20 protein-coding genes are annotated in these 25838 nt (G+C 44.2%); 5 read left to right on the top strand and 15 right to left on the bottom strand.

What is annotated here, in order from left to right:
• Positions 1–42: 42 nt before the first annotated feature.
• Complete coding sequence (locus ACMCM8_RS05010; protein WP_432759737.1) at positions 43–2841, bottom strand: M16 family metallopeptidase; 2799 nt, start codon at positions 2839–2841, stop codon at positions 43–45.
• 335 nt (positions 2842–3176) lie between these two features.
• Here ACMCM8_RS05010 and lepB point away from each other — a divergent pair, with 335 nt between their 5' ends.
• A complete protein-coding gene (gene lepB, locus ACMCM8_RS05005) occupies positions 3177–3812 on the top strand; it encodes a signal peptidase I (RefSeq protein WP_412726066.1) in 636 nt (211 codons plus the stop codon).
• Positions 3813–4194: 382 nt separating this feature from the next.
• Positions 4195–6789, top strand: coding sequence for a TonB-dependent receptor (locus ACMCM8_RS05000; RefSeq protein ID WP_412726064.1), 2595 nt, complete (start codon positions 4195–4197; stop codon positions 6787–6789).
• A gap of 89 nt (positions 6790–6878) precedes the next feature.
• On the opposite strand, the gene ACMCM8_RS04995 is transcribed toward ACMCM8_RS05000, so the two are convergent.
• From ACMCM8_RS04995 to ACMCM8_RS04935, 13 genes are all read right to left on the bottom strand, one after another.
• Complete coding sequence (locus ACMCM8_RS04995) at positions 6879–7274, bottom strand: MAPEG family protein (protein WP_412726062.1); 396 nt, start codon at positions 7272–7274, stop codon at positions 6879–6881.
• 129 nt (positions 7275–7403) lie between these two features.
• The gene (gene adk / locus ACMCM8_RS04990) at positions 7404–8048 is read right to left on the bottom strand and encodes an adenylate kinase (RefSeq protein ID WP_412726060.1); all 645 of its coding nucleotides are present in this window, start codon (positions 8046–8048) and stop codon (positions 7404–7406) included.
• Between the two features lie 337 nt (positions 8049–8385).
• Positions 8386–10308, bottom strand: coding sequence for a molecular chaperone HtpG (gene htpG / locus ACMCM8_RS04985; protein WP_412726058.1), 1923 nt, complete (start codon positions 10306–10308; stop codon positions 8386–8388).
• A gap of 163 nt (positions 10309–10471) precedes the next feature.
• Positions 10472–11071, bottom strand: coding sequence for a recombination mediator RecR (gene recR, locus ACMCM8_RS04980; protein WP_412726056.1), 600 nt, complete (start codon positions 11069–11071; stop codon positions 10472–10474).
• A gap of 6 nt (positions 11072–11077) precedes the next feature.
• The gene (locus tag ACMCM8_RS04975) at positions 11078–12016 is read right to left on the bottom strand and encodes a hypothetical protein (protein WP_412726054.1); all 939 of its coding nucleotides are present in this window, start codon (positions 12014–12016) and stop codon (positions 11078–11080) included.
• Between the two features lie 136 nt (positions 12017–12152).
• Positions 12153–13037, bottom strand: a complete 885-nt coding sequence (locus ACMCM8_RS04970) for a choice-of-anchor L domain-containing protein (protein ID WP_412726052.1) — start codon at positions 13035–13037, stop codon at positions 12153–12155.
• A 279-nt stretch (positions 13038–13316) separates the two neighbouring features.
• Positions 13317–13643, bottom strand: coding sequence for a YbaB/EbfC family nucleoid-associated protein (locus ACMCM8_RS04965; RefSeq protein ID WP_412726050.1), 327 nt, complete (start codon positions 13641–13643; stop codon positions 13317–13319).
• Positions 13644–13680: 37 nt separating this feature from the next.
• Positions 13681–16743 carry a DNA polymerase III subunit gamma/tau gene (dnaX, locus tag ACMCM8_RS04960; RefSeq protein WP_412726048.1) on the bottom strand — a complete coding sequence of 1021 codons (3063 nt, stop codon included), beginning with the start codon at positions 16741–16743 and terminating at the stop codon, positions 13681–13683.
• A 44-nt stretch (positions 16744–16787) separates the two neighbouring features.
• Positions 16788–17324: an adenine phosphoribosyltransferase gene (gene apt, locus ACMCM8_RS04955; protein WP_412726046.1), complete on the bottom strand. Its 537-nt coding sequence runs from the start codon at positions 17322–17324 to the stop codon at positions 16788–16790.
• A 22-nt stretch (positions 17325–17346) separates the two neighbouring features.
• The gene (locus ACMCM8_RS04950) at positions 17347–17469 is read right to left on the bottom strand and encodes a hypothetical protein (protein WP_412726044.1); all 123 of its coding nucleotides are present in this window, start codon (positions 17467–17469) and stop codon (positions 17347–17349) included.
• A gap of 169 nt (positions 17470–17638) precedes the next feature.
• On the bottom strand, positions 17639–18421 hold the full coding sequence (locus ACMCM8_RS04945; protein ID WP_412726042.1) for an HvfC family RiPP maturation protein: 783 nt from the start codon (positions 18419–18421) through the stop codon (positions 17639–17641).
• Positions 18418–19269, bottom strand: a complete 852-nt coding sequence (locus ACMCM8_RS04940; RefSeq protein WP_412726040.1) for an HvfB family MNIO-type RiPP peptide maturase — start codon at positions 19267–19269, stop codon at positions 18418–18420. Before ACMCM8_RS04940 ends, ACMCM8_RS04945 begins: the two co-directional genes overlap by 4 nt.
• Before the next feature lie 163 nt (positions 19270–19432).
• Positions 19433–19951, bottom strand: coding sequence for an HvfA family oxazolone/thioamide-modified RiPP metallophore (locus tag ACMCM8_RS04935; protein WP_412726038.1), 519 nt, complete (start codon positions 19949–19951; stop codon positions 19433–19435).
• Positions 19952–20201: 250 nt separating this feature from the next.
• Between ACMCM8_RS04935 and ACMCM8_RS04930 the strand changes: the two genes are divergently transcribed.
• From ACMCM8_RS04930 to ACMCM8_RS04920, 3 genes are all read left to right on the top strand, one after another.
• The gene (locus ACMCM8_RS04930) at positions 20202–23546 is read left to right on the top strand and encodes a winged helix-turn-helix domain-containing protein (RefSeq protein WP_412726036.1); all 3345 of its coding nucleotides are present in this window, start codon (positions 20202–20204) and stop codon (positions 23544–23546) included.
• Complete coding sequence (locus ACMCM8_RS04925) at positions 23518–23862, top strand: DP-EP family protein (RefSeq protein WP_412726034.1); 345 nt, start codon at positions 23518–23520, stop codon at positions 23860–23862. The genes ACMCM8_RS04930 and ACMCM8_RS04925 overlap by 29 nt, the downstream gene beginning before the upstream one ends.
• A gap of 432 nt (positions 23863–24294) precedes the next feature.
• On the top strand, positions 24295–24717 hold the full coding sequence (locus ACMCM8_RS04920) for a hypothetical protein (protein WP_412726032.1): 423 nt from the start codon (positions 24295–24297) through the stop codon (positions 24715–24717).
• Positions 24718–24769: 52 nt separating this feature from the next.
• On the opposite strand, the gene ACMCM8_RS04915 is transcribed toward ACMCM8_RS04920, so the two are convergent.
• Positions 24770–25726, bottom strand: coding sequence for a sensor domain-containing diguanylate cyclase (locus ACMCM8_RS04915; RefSeq protein ID WP_412726030.1), 957 nt, complete (start codon positions 25724–25726; stop codon positions 24770–24772).
• Between the last annotated feature and the right edge of the window lie 112 nt (positions 25727–25838).

Raw genomic sequence — 25838 nt, 5'->3', positions numbered from 1 at the left:
ACGGTTTATAGTAAAAAGCGACGCATAGCGTCGCTTTTTGCTTTAAGGGTTGAGTAATACGGGTTTTCCCAACCCCAGAGCTGCCAGCCTTTCAAATTGGGTGGCTTTATCACCCACGAACAGGTAAACCATATTGTCTGGGTGTACATAGGCAGAATAGAGCCGTTTAACCTCTTCTACTGTTAGTGCTTTCACTTGGGCTTCATGTCTTGATACGTAGTCGTGACTAAACCCAAAATCACTGATTTCAGCCACCATATTCAACTTGGCACTTAGCGTTTCAAATGCTCTGGCATTGGATTTTAGCGTAAATCCCTGTGTCACCTCGAGATCATCTTCATTGTAGCCTTCACCATAGCTATGCAGGATCTCTCGAATGGCTTGTGCCGCTTCTAAGGTTACGTTTGACCGCACTGAACTGCGGATGGCAAATACACCGCCATACTGGTCATTGGCAAAGGATGAATTTATGCCATAGGTGTACCCTTTGTTCTCGCGAATTTCTTGCATCAACTGTGAGGCAAAGCCACCGCCCCCCAGTCGATAGTTCATGACACTGGCGACATAGGCTTCAGGGTGCGTGGCCAGCGGCCCGGTATGACCAAAATACAACACCGACTGTTTGGCGTCGGGCACATCGTAAAAATACACTTTCCCCGTGTCAGGAAGCCCAATGGGGGGTATTACAGGCAAGGTAACATGCTTATCTACCCATTGGGTATTAAGGCGACGTAGCGACGCTTCCACCTGATCTTGAGTAACATCCCCCACCACATGCAATTTGGCAATGTTCGGCGACATATTCCGATCAAAATAGTCGCGTAAATCCGCTAAGTTAATTTGTGCTACAGAGTCTTGAGAGCCCAATACCGAGTTGGCAAAGGGGTGTCCCTCCCCATATAGCAAGGCGTTAAATTCAACGGTAGCAATTGCATTGGGATTCGCTTTTATTTGATTAATTTCGTTGACCACATCTTCTTTTGCCAACGTAAATTCTTTACTGTCAAAACGTGGCGAAAGCAATACTTCAGTAACAATTTCCATTAACGCTGGATAGTGTTTTGATAGCGTTGAACCACTTAGCACAATTGAAGTAGGCGTAGCATGCGCCTTCAAAGTCGCGCCCAAGCGCTCAATTTCCTGCTCCAGCGCTTCAGGGGTTTTGTTCTCGGTTCCTTTTAATAGCACAGAGGCAAGTAAATTAGCCGTGCCCGTTTTACCTGCGGGGTCAAGTACCATCCCCCCTTCAAGTTTGAGCTCAAATGCCACCAACGGCACCTCATCGTTTTCTATACCCGCCACGCTAATGCCTGACGACAGACTGTGTTGCCAAACGCTTGGCGGTGACATTTTCACCGCTTCTCCGTAGGGTGGTTCTTCACTGCGATTAATGGATGAGGGCGTGGGTTGATATTGTGCAGAAACAGAAGGATCGACGTTTTCTTCTGCTCCCGCTACTATTTTCTCTTCCACCACGTGGGCTTTAGATGCGCCCTTGAGAATGAGCGCTTCCTGCCCTTTTGGAACAAAACTCGTCACAACATAAGGTTTATCTTTAATGTATGCATTGTACACGCGCACGACATCATCAGTAGTTACCGCCAGTATTTTTTCAACGTCCTGACTAATAAACCCCGCACCGTCAGTAAAAATTTCATATTGGGCCAAGCGAATTCCCTTGCCCAACACACTAGAAAGCCCCTGGTAAAACGCGGTTTCCTGGCCTGCTTTTATACGCGCGAGATCGTCCTGAGATATGCCTTCTTTTTCAAATATAGCAAACGCCTGCTGAACACCCTGTGCCACTTCATTCAGATCGGTGTTGTTAAACGCCACAACCTGCAATTGTAGCTGGCCTGCCAACTGTGAGTCATAGCCATACAAATACACATCACTGGTTAGTTGTTTTTCATCGACTAGCACTTTGTTTAAAGGGGCGCGTTTACCCTGGGCAAGGTATTGAGCAAGTACGGTAAGAGGATAATAATCTTCACTGTACTCAGGTACGGTTGGCCATACCATGCTTAAAAGGGGAGCTTGAGCAAAATTGTCAACGTGATAGCGGCTGATGGTTTCAGTTAATGAGACAGGTTGTTCAGGCATTTTTTCAATACCCTTTCCCGCCGGGATTTCGTCAAAATAGTGATGTACCCACGCCTTGGTCTGTTCTATATCTATGTCCCCTGCAATCGATAACACAACGTTATTGGGCACATACCATGCTTTAAAAAATTCCCGTACATCTGCAAGTGTTGCATTCTGCAAATCTTCAAGTGAACCAATTACTTGCCAGCTGTAGGGGTGCCCTTCTGGATAAAGGTTTTTATCAATGACATATTGGTTGTGACCATAAGGTCTGTTGTCGACACTTTGACGTTTCTCATTTTTGACAACCTGTTTTTCTTTTGCCAACACAGGTTCAGTCACCGTGTTAATAAAGAAACCTAACTTGTCTGCCTCAGCCCAAATCATTTTTTCTAAGGCGTCTATTGGTACAGTTTGAAAATAATTAGTACTGTCTCTGCTGGTTGATCCGTTGGCTCCAGAGCCTCCAATTCGCGCACTTAGCTTATCTAAACCGCCCTTTCCTAGATTTTCTGACTCAAGAAACAGCAAATGTTCAAACAAATGCGCAAAACCAGTGCGTCCCACTTTCTCTCTCGCAGACCCCACATGTGCGGTTAACGCCACTGCGGCGACAGGGTCAGATCTGTCCACGTGCAAAATAACAGTTAACCCGTTGTCTAACGTAAAACGCTCATAAGGAACGTTAAAGGAGTCTGCCCCTTCTTCTGTTTCAGTAGGTTGCGTTTGACTACCTCTAGGACTACAACTGATCATTAGGGTACATAATGCTATTGATGCAAATAATGTAATAGTTCGCCGATGTGCTGCGTTTTTAAACATTGTGTTAGTGCTTTTTTTTATGGAATACCAAACAAGTACCACAATGTTTCAGTTTACGCTATGCCTTCATATGGCTACAGCGGCAAAAAGTGCCTCTCGTAACAAAACGTTACACATATGGCGTGAACATACGCTCAATTTTGCTATCTATTAAAGTAGATGCGGCTTTACCCCGTAATGTGAGCTTATAGTCCGCGATACATAAGGTATCGTTGATTGGCTTTTAAGACCTCAGGAATATTTCACTTTTACAAAGGCATGCCAGTGCGATGCAAATTAAAAAATTAATTAAAAATAATTTACCCTTTATCCTATTTATCCTATTCATGTTTTCCTTTAGAAGCAGCGTCGCAGATTGGTATCACGTGCCATCGGGCTCGATGGAGCCAACCATTCAAGTGGGTGATCGTGTGGTAGTAGATAAATCGGCATATACCCTTAAACTTCCATTTACTAATGTGGTGATAGTAAATACCGGCGACATAGAAAGAGGAGATATTGTCATCATTGACAGTACCGCAGCCGACACTCGCCTAATCAAGCGAGTGATTGCCATTGAAGATGATACCGTACAATTAAAAGACAACCATTTAGTTATTAACGGCGAATACGCTTCGCTCACGCAATTGGAGGGAAGTCAATTGAAAGAACAAATTTTGGGACATCACCGCAGTATTGCATTGGCTTCGCCTTCTTCTCCAATTTCGTCTTTTCAGCAAGTAAAAGTACCTAAAGATCATATTCTGGCGATGGGAGACAATCGCAATAACAGCCTCGACTCTCGCTATTATGGTTTTTTCCCCATTGCTGAAATACAAGGGAGAGCACGCTCAGTGGCCTTTTCTGTGGACAAAGACAACAGATACTTGCCACGAACTGAGCGATTTTTTAAACCACTGCAATGAGCCTCAATATCGCTTCGCTAACATGTGGAAATAAAGTGAGACCTTTACCTACGTTTAAAAAGCCAGCAATTTTTTGCGAATAAACAAAAATCAGCCGATGGCCACAATACCGCATTGCCTGCCCGTAAATGGAGTAAGCGTATATGGAAAACCGCTAAGGCATTAGCAAATCACACCGTATTTCCACAGCGTAGCCTGAAGAGTCTGCTGACTTTCCTCCATTTAAAAAGTAACACTTGCTTTACACACTTTGTAACTAACTGTCACATCTTTCGCTATTTTCACTATTGCAACACAAGTATCAGGAATGCTATTCATAAATTTGCAACATTGACGTGTTGCAGAACACACAACAAGTAATATGGAAAATAAGGATATAATAATGAAACATGGTCGTAAGATAAGTGCCATTGCCATTGGCTTGACACTTTCAGGACTCACCTCTCTCACCCCCGTATACGCACAACAGGCTGACGAAGAAGCAGCAAACCTTGAACGTATCGCCGTGACGGGCTCTCGTATTAAACGCACCGATATGGAGGGCCCTTCTCCGGTTCAATCTATCGATGCCAACATGATTGAAGGCATGGGCTATGAAAACCTTCAACAGCTGTTAGAGCGTATGCCATCAACAGGTGCTGGCACATTTTCTACTCGTAACAATAGCCAGGATTCAACAGCTAACGGCGCAGCTGCAGTATCACTTCGCGGCATGGGACCGGATGCCACATTAGTATTAATCAATGGGCGTCGCGTTGCTATCAGTGCATTTGCCGAAAGCATCACCAACTCGTTTGTCGATATTAACTCTATCCCTGTATCTGCCATTGAGCGTATTGATATCCTCAAAGACGGCGCGTCAGCCATTTACGGTTCTGACGCGGTTGCTGGGGTAGTTAACGTGGTTTTGAAAAAGGACTACGAAGGGCTAGAAATTAACGCTGGCTACGGTGGTACTACAGGACCTAACTACGACGAAACCACTGCGAGTATCCTGTGGGGCGCGCAAAGTGAGAAAAGCAGTGCAACTGTCATCATCGACTATTTCAATAACAGCACCTTAGCAGCAAATGAAATGGGTCGCTTTGGTACAGCAAATCAATCTCCCTACGGCGGTATGGACTTCCGCTCATCACGCGGCTATCCCGGTTACTTTTATGTCGATGGCGTAAAAACCATCGATCCAGATTGCCCAGCGGAAAATGCCACTGCTTCTGGTAGCTGTTTGTTTGATTACGGTCCGTATGGTTTAACCATTCCCGCGTCTGAGCGAGTGGGCTTCATCGGTCAGTTTGACTACAAGATAGGCAGTGACACCACAGCATTTATGGAAATTGCCATGCAGCATAACACTTCTGAAGCCGGCGGTGCTGCAACCCCCCTTGACGAAGACGCTGGATTAACGGTGCCCGGCTCCCACCCTAATAACCCTTTCGGTCAAGATATTGATATCGGTCGCTATCGCCCTGTTGATGCCGGTGCGCGTCGATGGGATATTGAGTCTGATACGCTACGGCTTGTGGCAGGACTACGCGGTCAAATTAACGACTACGATTGGGAAGCCTCTGTGCAGAAAGGACGTAGTCGCTCTGAACAAAGTGGCGATCAGTCACAAGGTTGGGTACGGGTAGACTGGCTACAAGAACAGATTAACCTAGGTAACTACAACCCGTTTGGGGGCGTAACCAACCCGCAAAGTGTGATCGATGACATCACCACCAGCTTGGTGCGCCGTGGTGAGTCCAGAATGACCAGCGTCGATGCGCATATTACAGGCGAAGCATTTGATTTTGGTGATGACGTAGTCATGATGGCAGCCGGTGTCGAATATCGTGAAGAGCAAGTGTCAGACGTGCCCGATGTACAATTTCAAAGAGGGCTGATATTCGGTACTGAGTCGGTATCTGCCGCCGCAGAGCGTGACCAATACGCCGCCTACTTAGAGCTGTCTATTCCATTGGCAGATCAGCTTGAACTGCAATTAGCTGGCCGTTACGACCATTACAGTGATTTTGGCAGCACAACCAACCCTAAAATTGCGCTTCGTTGGGCGCCCACTGATGAAGTCACAGTACGCGGTTCTTGGGCACAGGGCTTCAGAGCACCGTCTTTGGCACAAGTCGGTCTTGGTCCATCGCAAAAAAGCGTCTTCTTTGTTGATCAATATCGCTGTCAAGCGACCGGTTTAGACTGTGAATCTTTGGATTACAATATTGAGTTTGCGGGCAACCCTAATCTTGACGCAGAAGAGTCTGAATCGTGGAACGTTGGTGTTATCTACGCCCCCATTCAAGAGCTTGGCTTAAGTGTTGACGTGTGGAGTATTACGCAAGACAACAAGATTGACGAGCAACAGTTTGGCTTGGTATACGATGCAGAATGTAACAACCAGAACAGCACGGTTTGTGTTCGCCTCACGCCACAAGAAGGTGAAACACTTGGGGTGATTCAGAAAATCTTCAACACCTACCAAAACGTATCATCGCAAGAGGCCTCAGGTATTGATTTCAGTGCTAATTACAGCATGGAACTCAATGAATATGGCAATGTGCGATTCAACCTCGATTGGTCTTACTTAAGTAAGTTTGAGAAAAACGGTCTGGACTATACCGGCGAGTACGGTTACCCAGAGCACCGTTGGTTGTTCGGTACCACGTGGTCCAAGGGTGCGTTTGATGCAAACCTGAACATCAGCTACATCGGTGAGTTCGAAGACACACCAGATATCGATTTTGACGGTGTGCTCGACTTTGAAGAAAATACTTCAAGAACCGTCGACGCCCAAATGCTGGTTGATCTACAATTTGGCTATAACTATAGCGACAATTTGCGTCTTGTGCTGGGTGCCAATAACTTGCTGGATGAAGAGCCGCCTTTCGCTATCGGCGATGGAGATGGTGACTTATACGGCTACGTAGGCAGCGTTCACAACCCTCGTGGTCGTTTTGTCTATTCCAAGCTGACTTATCGTTTCTAATTAGTACTTATATTAAGTACGTGACTTAAAAACACAAAGCGCCCTATAAGGGCGCTTTTTTAAAATAACTTCATGGCTTGAAGTAATCGCTACAGGCCGAAATGTATGAGTACCAAATTACCGATTGCCGCACACAACATGGCAATAAACGTTAAGATCATACCGATAAAACGCTGCCAACTTACCCCTGAATGCGTACCCAAACCATAAGCGTGTAACACACGACCAAAAAGTAAGGCCGTACCTAGGCTATGCACCGCCCACATTTGCCCCGTGTTTGCTTCAAAACACGCAATCATGATAAGCGTAATCGGCACATATTCACTAAAATTACCATGCGCGCGAGTGAGTCGGCTTAAATCCTCATGGCCGCCATCACCAATACCCACCTGGTGGCGACGTCGGGCACCGATGACGAGAAAAGATAAATATAAATAGCATATACCCAATAAACTGGCATAAAACGCCGTAATTGGCAGTACCATGGTTAACTCCATCTATTTTTGTTTTAAAGCGCTATGTTGGTTGCGCTATTAAACGTTATCCCTGACTAACTTACAAGCAACAAAAAAGGCCGCGTTGAAAGCGGCCTTTTATATTTTTGCGATTACCTATTAGCCCAAACGCTTAGATAACTCAGCACTTACCTCTTCTACAGGACGCGTACCATCGAGTTTGTGGTAGGCACAGTTGCCGGCTTCTGCCTCTGCACTGTAGTAGTCAACCAATGGTTTAGTTTGTTCGTGATAAATAGCCAGGCGCTTACGCACTGTCTCTTCTTTATCATCGTCGCGAACAATCAGTTCTTCGCCTGTGGCATCGTCTTTACCTTCCACTTTAGGTGGATTGTAAACCACGTGATAAACCCGGCCAGACGCAGGGTGCACACGACGACCGCCCATGCGTTCAACAATCACGTCATCAGGTACGTCAAACTCGATACAATGGTCAACCGTAACACCGGCTTCTTTCATCGCGTCAGCCTGAGGAATAGTACGAGGGAATCCATCAAGTAGGAATCCATCCTTACAGTCATCCTGAGCAATACGCTCTTTTACCAAGCCGATGATAATGTCGTCAGAAACTAGCTTACCTTCATCCATCACTCGCTTTGCTTGAAGGCCAAGCTCAGTGCCCGCTTTAATTGCTGCGCGCAGCATGTCGCCGGTTGAAATTTGAGGAATGCCGTATTTGCCCATTAAAAACTGAGCTTGTGTGCCCTTACCCGCGCCAGGTGCGCCGAGAAGAATGATTCGCATGAGTGCGTTCTCCGCTTATGATTTTTGAACTTTTTACTTCGGGCACTTTACACATTCAGCACTAGAGTGACAAGTGTAAGCAGTACCCTATGGTTAATCTTAAGACTAATGGCGAATATATGTTCAGTTTATAGGCAGAGTAACTACACCTTAGCTAAGCATAGAAACACAGGAGCAAATGAAGTTACATTCAGCCATTAGTATTTACAACTAACGCAAAGTATTAAACACGCCGAATATAGCACAATAAAAAAGCTAAACTTACTATTGTTAGATGTAGAAACAAAAAAACGGGCATTACGCCCGTTTTTAACTATAAACTTTGTTGTTCTGATGCTTATTTAGCTAATTTCATTAGCAAGCTGTTTAAGTTCTGAACAAAGGTAGAAGGATCTTTCAAGCTACCCTGTTCTGCCAGTGCAGCTTGGTCAAACAATACGCCAACCCATTGTGCAAACAGCGCTTCATCTTGGGTATCTGCAAGGGTTTTAACCAAGTTGTGCTCAGGGTTCAGTTCAAAGTAATACTTCACGTCTGGCACGGGCTGCCCCGCAGATTGCATTAACTTCATCATCTGAGTTGTCATGCCATTATCGTCTGCCACAATCACCGCTGGAGAATCAGTTAGACGATGCGTAAACTTAACATCAATAACTTTATCACCCAACGCGGCTTTGGCTCGCTCAAGTACACCTTCAACTTGCTTTTCCGCTTCTTCTTTCGCTTTCTTAGACTCTTCGTCCTCTAAGTCACCTAAATCCAAGTTTGCTTTAGCAATAGAAACCAGCTGCTTTTCATTAAATTCAGTAAGGTGAGACATTAACCATTCGTCAATTCGCTCACCCATCAGCAACACTTCAATGCCTTTCTTGCGGAAGATTTCCAAGTGCGGGCTTGATTTTGCCGCCTGCAAACTATCTGCTGTGACGTAATAAATCTTATCCTGACCCTCTTTCATACGCTCAATGTAGTCAGCCAGTGATACTGTCTGCGCATCACTATCGCCATGAGTAGACGAGAAACGAAGTAGGCCGGCAATTTTTTCGCGATTGGTAAAGTCTTCCGCGGGGCCTTCTTTTAACACATTACCAAACTCATTCCAGAACGATTGGTATTTTTCAACATCGTTCTTGGCCATTTTTTCAAGCATTTGAAGTACGCGCTTGGTACAGCCCTGACGCAGTGCCTGAGTAATTTTGTTGTCTTGTAAAATTTCGCGAGACACGTTGAGCGGTAAATCATTGCTGTCCAATAGCCCTTTTACGAAACGCAAATAGGTTGGCATGAACTGCTCTGCGTCGTCCATAATAAACACGCGCTGTACATATAACTTCAAACCGTGTTTTTGGTCGCGGTTGAACATATCAAAAGGCGCTTTAGAAGGAATGTACAATAAACTGGTGTACTCAGTTTTACCTTCTACTTTGTTATGCGCCCAGGCAAGGGGATCGCTGAAATCATGAGAAATGTGCTTATAGAATTCATTGTATTCGTCATCTGAAATCTCAGACTTCTCACGGGTCCAAAGCGCAGTCGCTTTGTTAACGACTTCCCATTCACCGGGTTGACCTTCAATTTTTTCACCGTCTGGGCCTTCACTTTCCGGCACTTCCTCTTTCCACATTTGTACAGGAATACTGATGTGATCAGAGTATTTATTAACGATGGAACGCAAGCGCCACGCATCGGCGTATTCTTTTTCATCTTCGCGCAAATGCAGCGTAATTTCAGTGCCACGGCCAGGCTTGTTGATGTCGGCAATAGTAAATTCACCTTCACCGTCAGAAATCCACTCTACACCTTGAGCAGCGTCCGCACCGGCTGCTCGCGTGCGTACCGTTACTTTATCTGCAACGATAAACGCCGAATAAAAACCTACACCAAACTGACCAATCAGTTGTGAGTCTTTCGCGCTATCGCCAGACAGTTTATTGAAAAAGTCTTTTGTACCTGACTTTGCAATGGTACCTAGATTAGCAATGACTTCATCACGGGTCATACCAATACCGTTGTCGGTAATGGTCACCGTATTGGCTTCTTTATCGACACTTAATTTTACGTTTAAGTCACCGTCGTTTTCGTAAAGGCTATCGTTTTCTAACGCGCGAAAACGAAGCTTATCCGCAGCGTCAGCTGCATTTGAGACTAACTCACGTAGAAAAATTTCTTTGTTAGAATACAAAGAGTGAATCATCAGATGAAGAAGCTGTTTTACTTCTGTTTGAAAACCATGGGTTTCTTTGTGGGCTGCTTCAGCCATAATCCAAAATCTCCTCGTTGAATGGATCACGTTACTGATACACAGGTAAGGACGAGCGAAACGTTTTTCAACGTTTGAAGCAAAATTTTATTTTTTCCAGAGGCGCAATAAATGTATGAAAGCGGCAGTAAATCGCTTTACCTTGGATGGTAACAGGCTACTGTTATAGCTTACGTCTACCTGAAAACGCGTGGGTCAGCGTATTGCCATCAATGTATTCCAACTCGCCGCCTACGGGTACACCGTGGGCAATACGAGAAGCCTCAACTTCGTGACCAGCACACAACTGAGCAATGTAATGCGCAGTGGCTTCGCCTTCCACGGTGGGGTTAGTCGCCAGTATGACTTCGCTTATACCACCGCTGCGCAGGCGCGCTTCCAGTTGGTCTAAACCCAGTTCCTCAGGCCCTACGCCATCGATAGGTGATAAATGCCCCATTAAAACAAAGTACTGCCCTTTGTAACTTAATGTCTGTTCAATGGCGAGTACATCCTGAGGGCTTTCTACAATGCAAAGAAGGCCACTGTCTTCCCGTTCGGGGTGACGACAAATATCGCACAGTTCGTCTTCAGTGAAGGTTCGACAACGCTTACAATGATGGATATGCTCCATTGCATTGTGCAATACATTACTTAAATCCAGTGCCCCTTTACGATTTCTCTCTAGCAGATGAAAGGCCATTCTCTGCGCACTTTTATTGCCTACTCCGGGCAGGCAGGTTAATGCTTGAATTAAATCGGAAAGTAACGGGCTGAACTTCATAGTAGTTTACTGCTTTTGCATTTGAGGTTTGTTCTGGTGGTATTTAATCACGTTACGCTTCACTTGGTCGAGTTTAACTTCATAAACATTACCTCCGATGAGCCCTTTAAACTCTTCGTCGGTAAATACCAAGGTATTGTCATCATAAAAGGTTACCGCTTCTTTCTGGGTGATCACACCAAGGTCAATGCGCGATACGTCACCACTAAAGAAGTTATCGCCTTTGAAATTTTCAAACAGCCACAAACTGGTGGAGTCCAGTAACACGAGTTTTGTCCTGTCGGGACTGATAGCGGCAGACGTTATCCAACACAATTTTTCAAGAGTTTTACAGGTCTTAAATTCACCGATAAGCTGCGCATCAAAGTTAGCCGCATGATCCCCCACTTTATACAGTTTAGTAATGCCATCAAACGGTTTGGTGCGATTTTTGGTAAACAAGTAGAGGTGACGGTTAAACTCAACAAATGCCTCTAAGTCGTAATTCTTATGTTCCGGCTTAACTTTGCCCTGCCCCATTTGAGGGTAGGTAAACTTAATGATTTCGGCTTCGGTTGTGTCAGTTTTAATGTCGATGGGGTTTTCAATTTTATAAATGGTCAGCCACCGGCGGTCATTGTCGTTGTTACCGAAGTCCCCTAAAAAGAAATGCCCAAATCGATTTTGAGTCATATCCTCCCAGTCGACGTTCTTTGCGTTGGTTACCTTTATTTGTCTGGCAATGCTTCCGTTTTTGTTCACCATGTACAATATTGGACCATCGCCCCCATCGTTTATCGCCCACAAACGTTTGTATTTATCAAATTCAATACCGGATATTTCCCTGAGTTTCGGGTCTACGGTGACGAGCTTCATGCTAAACAGTTCATGCACGCTCAGAAACAAGGCCGCTGCGGCAATGGGAATTAGAAAAGCAGTAGAAATAACCAGCCCTCGCCTTCGCACTTAACACGCCCCTGTATTTGTGAATACCTGATTTTTTCTGTGGCAATACGCCTGACGTGCTCATCAAATAGGCAAAAAAAAACGCCTGACAGTGGTCAGACGTTTAATCGTGTTCAAGAATGATATGACAACTGTATTAGCACTTTTTTCGTAAACGAAAGAACATTAATGCTGCACCAAATGCCAACAACAAGGTGTTATGAGGGGCACTAACTTGCGTTGTTGAAGTAATACCACCGGTACTAGTATTAGCAACGCCTAAATTACTGACGAAAACTCCGCTGTCCCAAAATACATCTTGTGTATCCGCTACTGCAATCTTTAGATTATGAGTAGTTAGGTTTTCATCCACTAACCCAACCAAGCTCAATACCTGCGACAAACCACTGTATTCAATGTCGTAAGTGTCGACATTGTTGTTAATGAGATTTGGACTGTTAGAACTATTATTTACCAAAGAATTATCTGGGAAAAAGGCGTAATTCACCCCATCAACAAAAATCCCTAGAATGTCAGTAACCGTTTGTGTTGGGAATTCTTCAGTGCCAAAAATGAAGTCAAGGGTTATAGCGTTGAAGCCAGATGCCAGAGTAAAGTCGAATGAGAAAAAATTTACATTCGAGATATTGGGATTTAAGCTATTTGCGGTGGCAAGGGCTTGTAGATCACTATCACCACCTGTGCCTGTGTCAATCCCCTGGTCTTGAGTATTGGACGAGGCCAAATTAGCCGTACCAGAAGTAAGTAAAAAACCTTCACCTAACGACAAGGTATTTGTCCCGTTGGTAATAGCCACACTATCAAATATAGCCGATTGTGCGCCATCACCCGTGCCTTGCGCCCCCGAAAACACTTCCGAGCCTGATACTACACTAACATCTGGTGAGTTAAATACACTGGCAATATCCGTTATGGCATTATCACCACTTTCTATTAGATTAAGACCCACAATACCCGCGTGAGCGACTGTGCCCATAGACAGACCTAAAGCGGTCATACCTGTCAAAATTAACTTCTTCATTACAACAACCTCTCAACAATCTCTGACTATACAACTTACATGTTAATTATTTGTTTACTTCTTTAGTCTTTTAAGCAAAAAACAGACCAACTACAAGCGATTGTTTTTTAATACATTTTCAAATAAAGGTAAAAATGTGTAAAGAAACGTGACAAACAACAAGACCAAAAAGGTGCAAACATAGCATTAAAGAGAGGGAAGAATAGGAAGCGATTTATGAAAAATAGTTAGAGAATGAACACACGACAATTCGCCGTGCATTCACTATTACTTTTATTATTAAAACGGCATTTTGAAGCCAGGAGGTAACGGCATTCCACCAGTCACGTCTCCCATTTTTTCTTTACTGGTTTCCTGTACTCGGCGCACTGCATCATTAAATGCCGCTGCAACCAAGTCTTCCACCATGTCTTTGTCATCGTCCATCAACGAGTCATCAATATCCACACGGCGAACGTTGTGATTACAGGTCATCGTCACTTTAACCATACCTGCACCCGCTTCACCAGTAACTTCTAGTTTAGCTAAGTCGTCTTGAACCTTTTGCATGCGCTCTTGCATTTGCTGCGCCTGCTTCATGATATTGCCCATTCCACCTTTAAACATATTCTTATCTCGCTTCGTTTTGGTGTTAATAAATCTGCTATCGCGCTTTAACCGTGTCGGTAATTACTGAGGCTTCGAAAGTCGATAACAATGTCTGAATTGTGTCGTCGGTATTAATAACCGTGTGCGCGTGCGCGTGGCGCATCGCTTGTATTTCTTGCTGTAACGCAAAAGGAGTAGAAGCGGGTTGCCCCAAGGTAATTTCCACATTCACATTTTCACCTAACCCATGGTGCATAGCATCTACAAGCTGTTTCTTTGCACTGTCGTTAAGTAAATGAGACTGACTGTGGTCAATTTCAAGGGATACCGTGTCACCATTTCGAGAAAAAGCAGCGTGTAAAACCAATTGCTTTAATAATCCAGCAACGGGCATTTGCTCTACCAAATGACTCCACTCGTCTATTTGACTGGCATGAGTAAGCTTGGAGCCATCATTGAGGTAGGCTTTTAAATGGCCATTATAAGTGGCACTCAACGGTGTATCAAATGGCGATAGTTCGTACGTAACATCAACGTTGGTTGAACTTTCCGATTCTGGCGATGGAAGCAGCGAATCACCATTTTGAGAAAATGTGTTGTCAGTATCCCAAGGAGGCGAGTCAATTTCAGAGGCATTGGCAGTTGCACCTTCCTCTTGAACTGAAGTTCCTAATTGAGATTCACCTGATGAAGTGCCCAGAGGGTTAGCCACTGTTTGTGAATGCATTGGCACTGGATCAGTTGTACTTTCAACTGTGTCACTGGCATAGGGCATATCCTCATCAAATTCGCCGTCAAAAGTAAATTCGCTATCAACGGCACTGGCGTCAACCCCATCAGATTCACGATTGTAGCTCAGTTCATCACCCTTTGATGATACGGCAGTGTCTATTGGTTGCTGAGAATCGGCTTCACTTTCAAAAAGAGACGCCTTTTGTTGCTCACTGTTTTGATTCGCTGACGCTTCTGCCTGTAAAGTGTCTGTGGATTCGGTGCTTTGGGTAGATGCTGGGCGGTTGGTAGGCTCAGGGTTGTTATCTCGCTCAGGGCTGTTTTCCCGCTCAGGGCTGTTGTCTCGCTCAGGGCCGTTTTCTCGCTCAGGGCTGTTTTCTCGCTCAGGGCTGTTCTCCCCATCTACAGCAGAGGGCGGAGAAGGCTTTACAAACCGTGATTGAATATCTGCTGCTGATTGGGATTTGTCGGCTTTATTAATTGCCGATGCTTCATCACTTTCTTGCGCTTTACGTTGCTTTAGTTTTTGACGAAGCGCAAGCAAATCAGCGGTAGACGTTAACTGTGCTTCTGGCGACGGAGCTTGTTCAACTGAGGGCTCTTTTTCAGCTAAAGGCTCTTTTCCCGCTGAGGGCTCTTGTCCCGCTAAAGGCTCTTGATCCGCTGAGGGCTCTTTTTCAGCTGAGGGCTCTCTACCAAAAGGTGTGAAATTGCCTGAATCGCCATAGTCGACACCATAGGTATCATCTTCGCTCACTGGCGGCATGTCATCCATGTAGGCACTTAATGGCGGCGCGTCGTCGCTGATATCACTAACGGCGTTTTGCCTTCCACTCACCGCATCTGATTTTTCGCTAACCGTATTTGATTTTTCGCTAACGGCATCGTGATTTTCGCTAATGGCTTCATTTTTATCGCTAACGGCTTCTGCTTTATCGCTAACGGCTTCGTGCTGCTTAAGCGTATCAGGCACACTGGCATCTGTAGGTGCAGAAGATGGCCCATTGACTGAAAGGTCACTAGAATCACCTGACGATTGAGCATCATTGCTTTGTGCGGTAGTGAACGTTGCAGAAGTTTCGCTTAATGGCGTTTCCTTCTGCTTACTGACGTTTCCCGGGCCACCACTTGGGTTGTGGTGCGCATCTTTACCTTCACCGCCACTTTCAACATCCACCTCATTATTTCCCATTGAAGCAGGTGTTTGAGAAGGTTGTTGAGCGATTTCACCGCTTTGCTGTAAAGGCATATTTTGCCCATGCGCTTGCTGCTCAATGATGTGGTGGGTGTTATCCACTGACGGAGCGGGCGCGAACGTCATCATTCGCATCAGCGTCATTTCAAAGGCGCTTTTTCCATCACTTGCGAAGGGCAAGTCTTTTCTGCCCTGTAGCGCAATTTGATACAGCAACTGCACTTGCTCTGCGGGGATGGTTTTAGCTAACTGATAAATGGCTTTTGCAGAGGTTGTTTCAAGCTTACACGCTTCAGGTACCCATTGAGTGAGAGCCACTTGGTGTAAAATACTCGCCAACTCACTTAGCACGTTGTCGTAGTCTGGTGCCTGCTGTGCTATAACATTAACCAATTCAAGTACATCACCTGCACTTTTGCTAACCACGCCATGAACGACCTTTAACAACTGATTTTTGTCCATCAGTCCCAGCATGTCAGTCACTACCGATGCTAAAACCTGATTTCCACCTTGTGCAATGGCCTGATCAGTCAAACTTAAGGCGTCACGCATACTCCCTTGTGCAGCGCGGGCAAGCAGTGCTAGTGCTTGCGGCTCGAAAGGCAGCGCTTCATGCTCGAGTATATGGGTAAGCTGACCGACAATCTGCTCCCGTGACATCGCTTTTAAATTAAATTGCAGGCAACGGGATAAAATGGTTATGGGTAGTTTTTGTGGATCTGTTGTCGCAAGCAAAAACTTAACGTGTGGCGGCGGCTCTTCCAGCGTCTTTAACAAGGCGTTAAAGCTGTGCTTTGAAAGCATGTGTACTTCATCGATAAGGTACACTTTATATCGACCGCGTGTCGGCTTGTACTGCACATTGTCAAGCAGTTCACGGGTATCTTCTACCTTAGTACGTGAAGCTGCGTCAATCTCAAGTAAATCAACGTAGTTGCCCTGCTCTATTTCTTTACAGGTATTACATTGACCACACGGATTGGCGCCTTGACCTTCTTCGCAGTTCAGGCTTTTTGAAAAAATACGTGCAATGGTCGTTTTACCCACACCACGCGTCCCCGTGAAGAGGTAAGCGTGATGTAAGCGATCATTATCTAAAGCATTGGAAATAGCAGAAACAACATGCTCTTGGCCAACAAGCTCACTGAACTTGCCGGGCCGCCACTTCCTTGCCAGAACCTGATAACTCATTATTACGTTTTCAGCCTTTTATGCGTTATATGTGCTAAACGGGTTTATTCGCCGTCGAACTCACAAATTGAATAGCTTTCTATATCCAGCGCGGCAAGCTTTTCTCGACCACCAAGATCGGGAAGATTGATAATGAAACCCGCGTGGTTGATCTCACCGCCTAACGAGCGAATAAGTTTTGCTGAGGCCGCAATGGTACCACCGGTTGCTAACAAGTCGTCAATCAACAATACCTTGTCGCCTGGAACTATGGCATCTTTGTGGATCTCAAGCGTATCCATACCGTATTCCAGTTCGTAAGTTTCACTGACCACTTCGCGCGGCAGTTTATTGGGCTTTCGCACTGGTACAAAACCAATACCCATCTCGATGGCTAAAGGTGCACCAAAGAGAAACCCACGTGCTTCTGTACCCGCAATCTTAGTAAACCCCATGCCCTGAAACTTTTCAACTAATAGGGAAATACAGCTACTAAACGCTTTATGATCTTCTAAAACGCTGGTTACATCTCTAAATAAAATACCTGGCTTGGGATAGTCAGGTACGGTTTTCACAACTGATTTAATATATTCTGCAGTCACAATAATGCCTTGAATGTCTGCTTTATAACCAGAAGGTGAACCAACCGGTGATGATATGCATCAACGGAAAAGCGATAAGAGTGACGAGTGATGCTAAGAAATACCACTTGTTATAGACTTCTTTGAAATCTGAATTGTCAGCCATTTGCACTACCTAAACAATTTTGTGAACAAAAAAATGGTGCTAGATGGTACTCGAATCCAACGCTGATTGACAGTGTTAAAATGGTCAAGCGCTCACTTTCGGTACAGTTTATGGCTAAAGTTTAATATAAGGTGAATAAATAAAAAGGTTTTCTCATCACTATGCTAGGTTAAGAGCGACAAGTAGGCATTAAGATCCCTTTATTGAGCATGTCGACCATTGTGTACTCAACCCCCTTCTCTAAAGTATCGGTGGGAATATGAGGAAGTTGCTGGCCAAGTATAGAAGTGAGTTCATTTACCGCTATGCCACAGTGATGTTGTTCAACAAACAGCTCAATTGTGTTTAACAATATGGCTGTTAACAGGTTCATGTGCACAAATTCAACACTACACTGTTCATCGCGATAGACCACGTAATATTGCTGCTCGTCAGCAGGCTTCTCAGGTATATAATCCTCGCCAATAAGATGCACTGCGTAGCGATAAGACGCTATAGAAGCATAGGGTGAAACGCGAAAGGTGCCAGTAAGTTCACTCTTTGTACTGTAAATCGCATCGTCTTCATTACGGCGAATACTGACATCTAATTCTAACCATTCATAGTGCGCGAGTTCTGCACTAAAATCAGGTAGAGTGACAGGAAACTGATTTGCTTTTGACAGATATTCAACAAATTCTTTGCTTATCTCTGCAAAATACGGCGAGCGACATGAATGTGTGATAAAGAAATCACGTACCAGCTTATCCCATGCAGCCTCGTTGTGAAGGGTAATAACAACAGACTTTAAAACGGGAAACCCCGTACTCACGAAATTATTGATATTATTAAAAAAGAGTGATTGATAAATCTGCATTCGCCGACGCTGATCAATGCAATCCGATTGGAAAGACGAAGGATCCTTAATGGCTTTAACAAATTGCTCCTGTACACACTTAAAAGAGGCGCTCATGCCACACTACCCTTTACTCTAGCACGCTCATCAGACTCATACTTAGCTTGGATCTGCTTAATTTTTCTTACTTCTTTAAGTAAGTCACTGAGCGGTGGAATGTTAAAGTCTCGCTCCAATAAAGTGGGAAAAACACCATGTAACGCGTAGGCGTGGTCCAATAGTTCCCATACGGGAGCAATCACGTCTGCGCCATGGGTGTCTACTTTTAAATCTTCCGCTTCGTCAAAATGCCCAGCAATATGACCATAAACAATTTTATCGCTTGGAAGTCCTTGGATGAATTCTTTCGCGTCATAGCGGTGATTAATGCTGTTGACGTACACGTTATTAACGTCAAGCAACATTAAGCAGTCAGCGTCTTTTAGCACTGAATTAGTAAATTCTAATTCACTTATCTGCTGGCCTGGCGCCATGTAATACGACACGTTCTCTAGAACCAAGGGCCGTTCAATAATATCTTGTACCTGTTTTATTCGCTTTACGACGTGGCGAATGGCCTCTTCAGTAAAAGGAATGGGCATAAGGTCATACATGTGCCCCTGACCGGAGCAATAACTTAAGTGTTCGCTATAAAGCGCAATATGGTTTGCATCTAAAAAATGCTTCACACTTTTTACAAATTCTACGTCAAGCTTGTCGCTACTTCCAATAGACAAGGACAACCCATGGGCACTAAAGGGTGCTTGGCAAACTGCATTTGCAAATTGTTCCTGATAACGCCCCCCCATTGGGATCCAGTTTTCAGGTGCCACTTCCCAAAAGTCGACTTCACTGGGAAGACGAGGAAATAGCTCATCCAGCATTTCCCTTCGAAAGCCTAAACCAGCGCCTTTTATATTTTGCATATCTTCCTCAATGTGATGTGCTTATTCACACCGCGCTACAAGGTTATTTAAAAATAAAAAATGGTCATCTTAAGATGACCATTCTAGGGACTGCACACTTTAGGTCAGTAAACACACTATAAACGAAAACCTGTGTACAACTGTCAGTCAGGCCATCCTATTGTTACATGCTACCACATTTGCCTTCTTTGGCTTTTTTATCACTACCGCACTTGCCTTCTTTAGCTTTCATGTCGCCGCCACATTTACCTTCGCCGCACTTGCCTTCTTTAGCTTTCATGTCGCCGCCACATTTGCCTTCGCCGCACTTACCTTCTTTAGCTTTCATGTCGCCGCCACATTTGCCTTCACCGCACTTGCCTTCTTTAGCTTTCATGTCGCCGCCACATTTACCTTCGCCGCACTTGCCTTCTTTAGCTTTCATGTCGCCGCCGCATTTGCCTTCGCCGCACTTGCCTTCTTTGGCTGCTTTATCACCGCCGCATTTGCCTTCGCCACATTTGCCTTCTTTCGCTTTCATGTCGCCGCCACATTTACCTTCGGCGGCGAATTGGCTGTAGCCAGACTCTAATGACTGCATACCAAATGGGTTTGTATCGGCTACTGCTACAGACGACGCTAACGACCCAAAGACCACTGCACCTAGTGCTGTAGCAACTGATGATTTTTTAATTTGTTTCATTGATCTACCCTCAATAAATTTTGCCTGGTTTTACGCACAGCAAGCACGTGTATTTTAAAAGACCTTGTCAAATAAAATGAAATTTCACCTTATTGAAATTTTTTTCACTTCATATCCTATAACATTGATATTAACGAAGTAAAAATGGTACAAAATACTTACTTAGCGTCAATTCTGTAATTAACGCATCAAAAGTAAAGTACGGTAACTGTTAAAAGTATAGAAAAGTACTGAAAATCAGGAAATAGCAGTGAAGCATCAATTTTATTTGGGTGAATGGCAAGTAGACGCCAGCAGTAACACGCTAATTTTAGGGAAAACCAAGCGTACCATTGAACCCAAAGCCATGGACGTTTTGTTACTCCTGTGCCAACAACACGGTGAAGTTGTATCTGCTGACGATATTGTCGCGCAATGTTGGCCCAACACCCCGGTTGGTGATAACCCCGTTCACAAAAGTATCACTCACCTGCGACGTGCTCTTGGCGACAAAGCCAATGCGCCAGTGTATATTGAAACTATCCGAAAACGGGGTTATCGCGTTATTGCTCATGTGGAGTTCATGACTGATGAACAGACACGGGCTACGCAAATACAATGGCAAGGTGATTCCCCCTTTCCCGGTTTAAAAGCATTCACCTCTGAACAAAGTGCAGTGTTTTTTGGTAGAACAGCTATTGTACGCCAACTTCTCAATCGCATTACCGACCAATTTGTACGAAAACGGCCACTCACACTAGTGATTGGTCCAAGTGGCTCAGGTAAAAGCTCGCTGGTTCATGCCGGCTTGCTACCCAAACTCCTTGATAGTAAGAGCGGTAGCGGCATTCGCGCCATTGATTACTTGAGTGTGGATATGTCTGACATATCGCCGAACAAACTCACAGAAGAACTAGCTGCCCATTTGCTCGATATAGAAATTGACGGTGCGCCTTTGTTTGACGGGCAAAGTATTGACTCGTTACTCACCAGCTTACTCAATGACCCACATTCAGTCATTGAAGCTGCAAAGCAAAAACTTGCTAACAATGACACCCTCAACAATACGGTTTACCCCTGCTTTCCTGTCGTCATTGACCGGCTTGAAGTGTATTTGTCCTCAACCGATGTCAGTGATGAACAAAAAAGCGCGTTGTTTGCGTTATTGGAACAACTGGCTCAAAGTAATATCTTTTTAGTGGTATTGGTTACCCGAAACGACTTTTACCCCTTAGTAGCCAATTACCCCGTGTTAATGCAGGGCAAAGAAAAAGGTACGCACTTTGATATAGCGCCCCCCACAGTGGCTGAACTTAGCCAAATGATACGTCTGCCCGCTATCGCCGCAGGATTAAACTGGGAAATTGACGAGCAAACCAGTAACGCACTGGACGACATAATTTTAGCCGACGCAGCCAAAGAACCAAACTGCTTACCCTTACTGCAATATACCCTGCAAGAGCTTTATTTACAGCGCAATAACGACCTACTGCAAATTCACACCTATCAAAAGTTAGGTGGGATCGATGGCGCCATTGGGCATAAAGCTGAGCAGCTCTATTTACAACTGCCCAGCAAAGTACAAAGTAAACTGGAAAAAATATTACCCCTTATTGTCACCATTACCGACGATGGCACGAACTTAACCAGTAAGACAGCACCGTGGAGCGCCCTGAGTGACGAACACGAAACCGCTTTTGTTCAACAAATGGTGGAAAGTCGCTTGTTCGTGTCGCATTTATATCAGAATACCCCGTGCTTTAAGGTTGCCCATGAAGCTGTTTTAAGACGCTGGCCCCGTGTACAAAAATGGATGCAGCAACACCAAAGCGCGCTGGTGACGCAAAAACGGGTAGCAGAACAAACCGCCTTATGGCTACAAGACAACAAAAGCCCGAGTTTTTTGTTAGCCGATGGAAAACCCCTTACTGACGCCTTAACACTCTTACACGACAACAGTGTGAGGCTAAGCCCTAACGAGCAGGCACTTATTCGTGCATCGCAAAGCAAGCAACGAACCAAACGTCTATTTAAAGGCGTGACAGTTGCTTTACTGGCGTGTCTAACCGTAGTGTCTTTCGCTGCTATGCTAAACAGTCAACAGTCACAACAACTGGCAGAGCGAAAGCGCATAGAAGCGGAGAACCTGATGGGGTTTATGATTGGCGATTTTGCTGACAAGCTCAGAAGTGTGAAACGCATGGACTTGTTAGAAGGCATTAGCGAGCAGGCGCTAGCCTATGTTGAAACTGCGCAGCAAGAAAGCGATTCCGGCTGGTTTACACATACCCCACCCGACCCCAGCTTCGAACTGCGTTTTCAACACGCGCTTTCATTACAAGCTGTTGCTGAGGTTAGGTACTTCCGCGATGATGCCGACACCGCCAAACAGCTTTATGAAGAAGCGGACAAGCGTTTAGGTGCATTATTAAATGAGCAACCAAGTAACTTTGAACTACTAAAAGCCGCGGGGGCGAATGCCTTTTGGTTGGGGAATATTGCATTTGAAGCTAACGATTTGGACCTTGCTGAGAATCACCTAAAGCGTTACTTAGATTTTAGTGAACAAATGCTGCACTTAGAGCCAGAAAGTGATGTCGCTTTAATGGAGGTCAGCTATGCGACTAATTCCATTGGTAGTATAGCATTCCGTCAATTAGATTTTGATAAAGCGCTTTCTTATTTTGAGTCGTCATTAGTTTACAAGCAACAGATATTAAAAAACTCCCCAAATTCAACCTCTTCTATCACGGCAGTTGCAGATACTTATTCATGGATTGCGTCTACCCTTATAAATAGAGGCAATATAGAAAGTGCTCTTGATGTGTTAGAAAACGCTGAAGAGGTATTAACAAAACAGCTATCCTCTAATCCGGGAAATGCAGCTACAATAGAAGCACTAAGCTTCGTAAAAGTAAATATTGCTGAAAGCGGAAGGTTTACCAGGGAGCTTCGCCCATCGATTGAAAAATTAGAAGAGGCAAAGAATCTACTCGAAAGAATTCTCGCGCAGGATGCACAGAATAGCGCTTGGAAATTCAACTATTTAAATGTTATTACATTACTAGACTATTACCGGTCACAGGTTACTCCGAAATCAACACTAAGTAGATTGAGCTCTAATACCACACTCGATGACCTTTTGAGTGAGAATGTGCCACTCACCACTAAAGTTAATGCGGCTCATTATTTTCAAAATCGAGAGAATTGGCAAAGTAGCGGTTCTTTACTAAATGCATTGAACAGAATTCATAAACTTACTGATAAAATACAAGATGATGTTCAAGCTCAAACTGTTAATCCCGTCATTATTTTAAATTACACACAATACTTATTGGCCACTATTCGTCAAATACTTCACGAAAACAATAATGATGTAACTACAATACGTTACCAATGTGAATCTTTACTGAAGGTTACAAATAAGGTTATCCACCAAAGTCAGCACCCTTTGTTTCTACAAGCCCATGTATTTGCAGGATACTGCGCAAATAAACAAAGTGAAGTCGCCGAACAACGTAGGCAGCTTAGTTTAATGAAAGTCCAACTGCCTCATTACTTTACCATCATCAATAAGGAATTGATAAATGACAGCAACTACACCCCCCAAATTTAATTACAATGTCTCCGTCAATGCAGACGGCTCATTTACTATAACACCTTTAGGCGACGCCCCCGAATCGCCAATAAGCGTAACTGTGCCAAATACAACCATTACGTATACGCTATCTGACGACACCGGTAGCAACGTAGCGTTTGAAGCTCCACTAATTAGCAACGACCCCAATGACAACCTAGCTTGGCAAATAACAAATAGTGGAAGGAGTATAGTCATTACCGATAACGACTTGAGTGCCGAAGATAGTATTTGTGTAAAACTAGTTTTAAAACTAATAAGCCCCGACCCACAAATACAGAACAAGCCTGTCTAAAGAAATATACTATTTCATATACGTCACATGAGCTTATTCTAAATACAACAAAATACGCTGAGCAATTCAGCTCAGCGTATTTTTAACTAACAAGATAAAGTAGAGTGCGCTAACCGCTCGCCTCTGCACATCAAAAGTGTAAGTCATATTTTATCTGCCAATTTTTATACCAATCACCTTTTAATAATCGCTAAAGCTCCTGAGATTTGAAGACTAGACAAAAAATTTGAGCAACGTATTTAGTGAAATATCTGTTCGCAGTTTAGGTATTACATTCAGGTGCTTAGCTGTAACTTACCCCCCCCAAGCCAAGTATAGACCATAAGAAAAATATCCATTACTATCAAAGTGCGCGTAGAACCTAGCGCGATTCCATTACGAAAAAGGACGTAGAATGTTTAATTCAAAAATTTTTACTAAGCCCCTGTTTTTTTGCTGATATGCTTTTCCATTAGCGCCTTTGCAACAGACGAAAACACCGCTACATTTACTTTAGCAATCTGGGCGCCTGATGAGGTTCCCCCTCACAACGCAAAACATGTCGAGATAGGCAATAGCTATTATTATCGATATACCCCAGAGGAAATACTATTTGAATCAAATCAAAACCGTAAACTCAACATCGAATTTCACGAAAGTTTTGAAAGCCGCTATCAATTCCGCTGGGTAACCGCGACTAGCCCAAGTGATGTTACTTTACTAACTAAGTCTGACTCTCTAATAAAAATTGCGGTTGATGATGGTGACGATGTATCTGATTCAATATACATTGAAGTATGGGTATACGCCACGCTTACGGGTGAACGGTTTATGGCTGACCCTCAGTATCATAACAGACCACCAGATGCTCAATAATTAGTATTATAGCCCCTAGAGTTGTTTTTAGGGGCCTAATATTATTCATTATTTACAAATAACAAATTTGATCCCGGCCTTGTGATTTTGCCTGATAAAGCAATGTATCTGCTGCTTTCAATAAAGCGTCTTTGCTCTCGTAACGATTTTGATCATGAGTGGCTACTCCCATACTGACTGTCAGTTTCGAATTTGAAAGCATAGTAAAGTGTCTGGCACTCAACTGATTTAAGTGACGCTTTATTCTAATAGCAAGTAGCTGAGCAGTTTGCGCGGAACAATTGGGTAGAATCAATGCAAACTCTTCACCCCCATAGCGCGCAGCCAATGTATCGCGATTGGGTAAACTTAAACTTAAGGTTTCGCCAATACGTTTTAGACAGCGATCACCTGCTATATGCCCATATTCATCGTTGAAGACTTTGAAATGGTCTATGTCGATAAAGATTATACTAAGCGGCAAGTTATCTTCGTCACACCGCTCCCACTGCTCTGATAAATAGTCTGCAAAGCGGTGCCGATTTGCAAGCCCGGTTAAATAATCAGTTTCGGCTTTGCGCTTTAGCGAGACATATTCAGCTTTATGAAGGGTTAAATCGCGTAAGATACACAGAAACAACGTATTTGAAGATGACAATTCCTCAGGTAACGAAGAAATGGATAGTTCTACCGACAAGCCACTCTTTTTAAATTCCGTGGTCGCAAGCCTCACTTCAAAAGGGGGCGAGTCTATGATATTTGACGATGCATTCGTCAGGCAGCGCATCATTTGACTTTGCACGTGGCCAGTTTCATCTACCGCCAATTCGAGTAGATTCTCCCCCAATAGTGCATCTCTTTGGTTCCCTAACAGGTTTGCGGCATTGGTATTCAGCATTTCTATCGAGCCATTCGCGTCGAGCACTACCACGGCTTCGTTGATGAAATTTATCATCCTGGCAAGCGAACTATCTTTATAAAAGTTAAACAGCTGAGTAGGGTTGCTAGTGGCGTTTTTTCTATTTTGCATTGAAGTATACATTCCGTTTCACCGCCGTATGGCTTTAAGATGCATACAAGATTAAATTAGAAAATAGATTTATACCTTCTGGTTACCTTCCAATATATCCCTTTGTATTTAT

The sequence above is a fragment of the Alteromonas sp. D210916BOD_24 genome (genome assembly GCF_047159385.1).
GTDB lineage: Bacteria > Pseudomonadota > Gammaproteobacteria > Enterobacterales > Alteromonadaceae > Alteromonas.
This window is presented reverse-complemented; position numbering and strand designations above follow the sequence as displayed.

Coding starts and splice junctions, on each gene's coding strand:
- ACMCM8_RS04970 (WP_412726052.1), bottom strand. CDS start 13,037: ATGAAGAAGTTAATTTTGACAGGTATGACCGCTTTAGGTCTGTCTATG.
- dnaX (WP_412726048.1), bottom strand. CDS start 16,743: ATGAGTTATCAGGTTCTGGCAAGGAAGTGGCGGCCCGGCAAGTTCAGT.
- ACMCM8_RS04940 (WP_412726040.1), bottom strand. CDS start 19,269: ATGCAAAATATAAAAGGCGCTGGTTTAGGCTTTCGAAGGGAAATGCTG.
- adk (WP_412726060.1), bottom strand. CDS start 8,048: ATGCGAATCATTCTTCTCGGCGCACCTGGCGCGGGTAAGGGCACACAA.
- ACMCM8_RS04950 (WP_412726044.1), bottom strand. CDS start 17,469: ATGGCTGACAATTCAGATTTCAAAGAAGTCTATAACAAGTGGTATTTC.
- ACMCM8_RS04925 (WP_412726034.1), top strand. CDS start 23,518: ATGACAGCAACTACACCCCCCAAATTTAATTACAATGTCTCCGTCAAT.
- lepB (WP_412726066.1), top strand. CDS start 3,177: ATGCAAATTAAAAAATTAATTAAAAATAATTTACCCTTTATCCTATTT.
- ACMCM8_RS04995 (WP_412726062.1), bottom strand. CDS start 7,274: ATGGTACTGCCAATTACGGCGTTTTATGCCAGTTTATTGGGTATATGC.
- ACMCM8_RS04945 (WP_412726042.1), bottom strand. CDS start 18,421: ATGAGCGCCTCTTTTAAGTGTGTACAGGAGCAATTTGTTAAAGCCATT.
- ACMCM8_RS05000 (WP_412726064.1), top strand. CDS start 4,195: ATGAAACATGGTCGTAAGATAAGTGCCATTGCCATTGGCTTGACACTT.
- ACMCM8_RS04915 (WP_412726030.1), bottom strand. CDS start 25,726: ATGCAAAATAGAAAAAACGCCACTAGCAACCCTACTCAGCTGTTTAAC.
- ACMCM8_RS05010 (WP_432759737.1), bottom strand. CDS start 2,841: ATGATCAGTTGTAGTCCTAGAGGTAGTCAAACGCAACCTACTGAAACA.
- htpG (WP_412726058.1), bottom strand. CDS start 10,308: ATGGCTGAAGCAGCCCACAAAGAAACCCATGGTTTTCAAACAGAAGTA.
- ACMCM8_RS04965 (WP_412726050.1), bottom strand. CDS start 13,643: ATGTTTAAAGGTGGAATGGGCAATATCATGAAGCAGGCGCAGCAAATG.
- ACMCM8_RS04935 (WP_412726038.1), bottom strand. CDS start 19,951: ATGAAACAAATTAAAAAATCATCAGTTGCTACAGCACTAGGTGCAGTG.
- recR (WP_412726056.1), bottom strand. CDS start 11,071: ATGAAGTTCAGCCCGTTACTTTCCGATTTAATTCAAGCATTAACCTGC.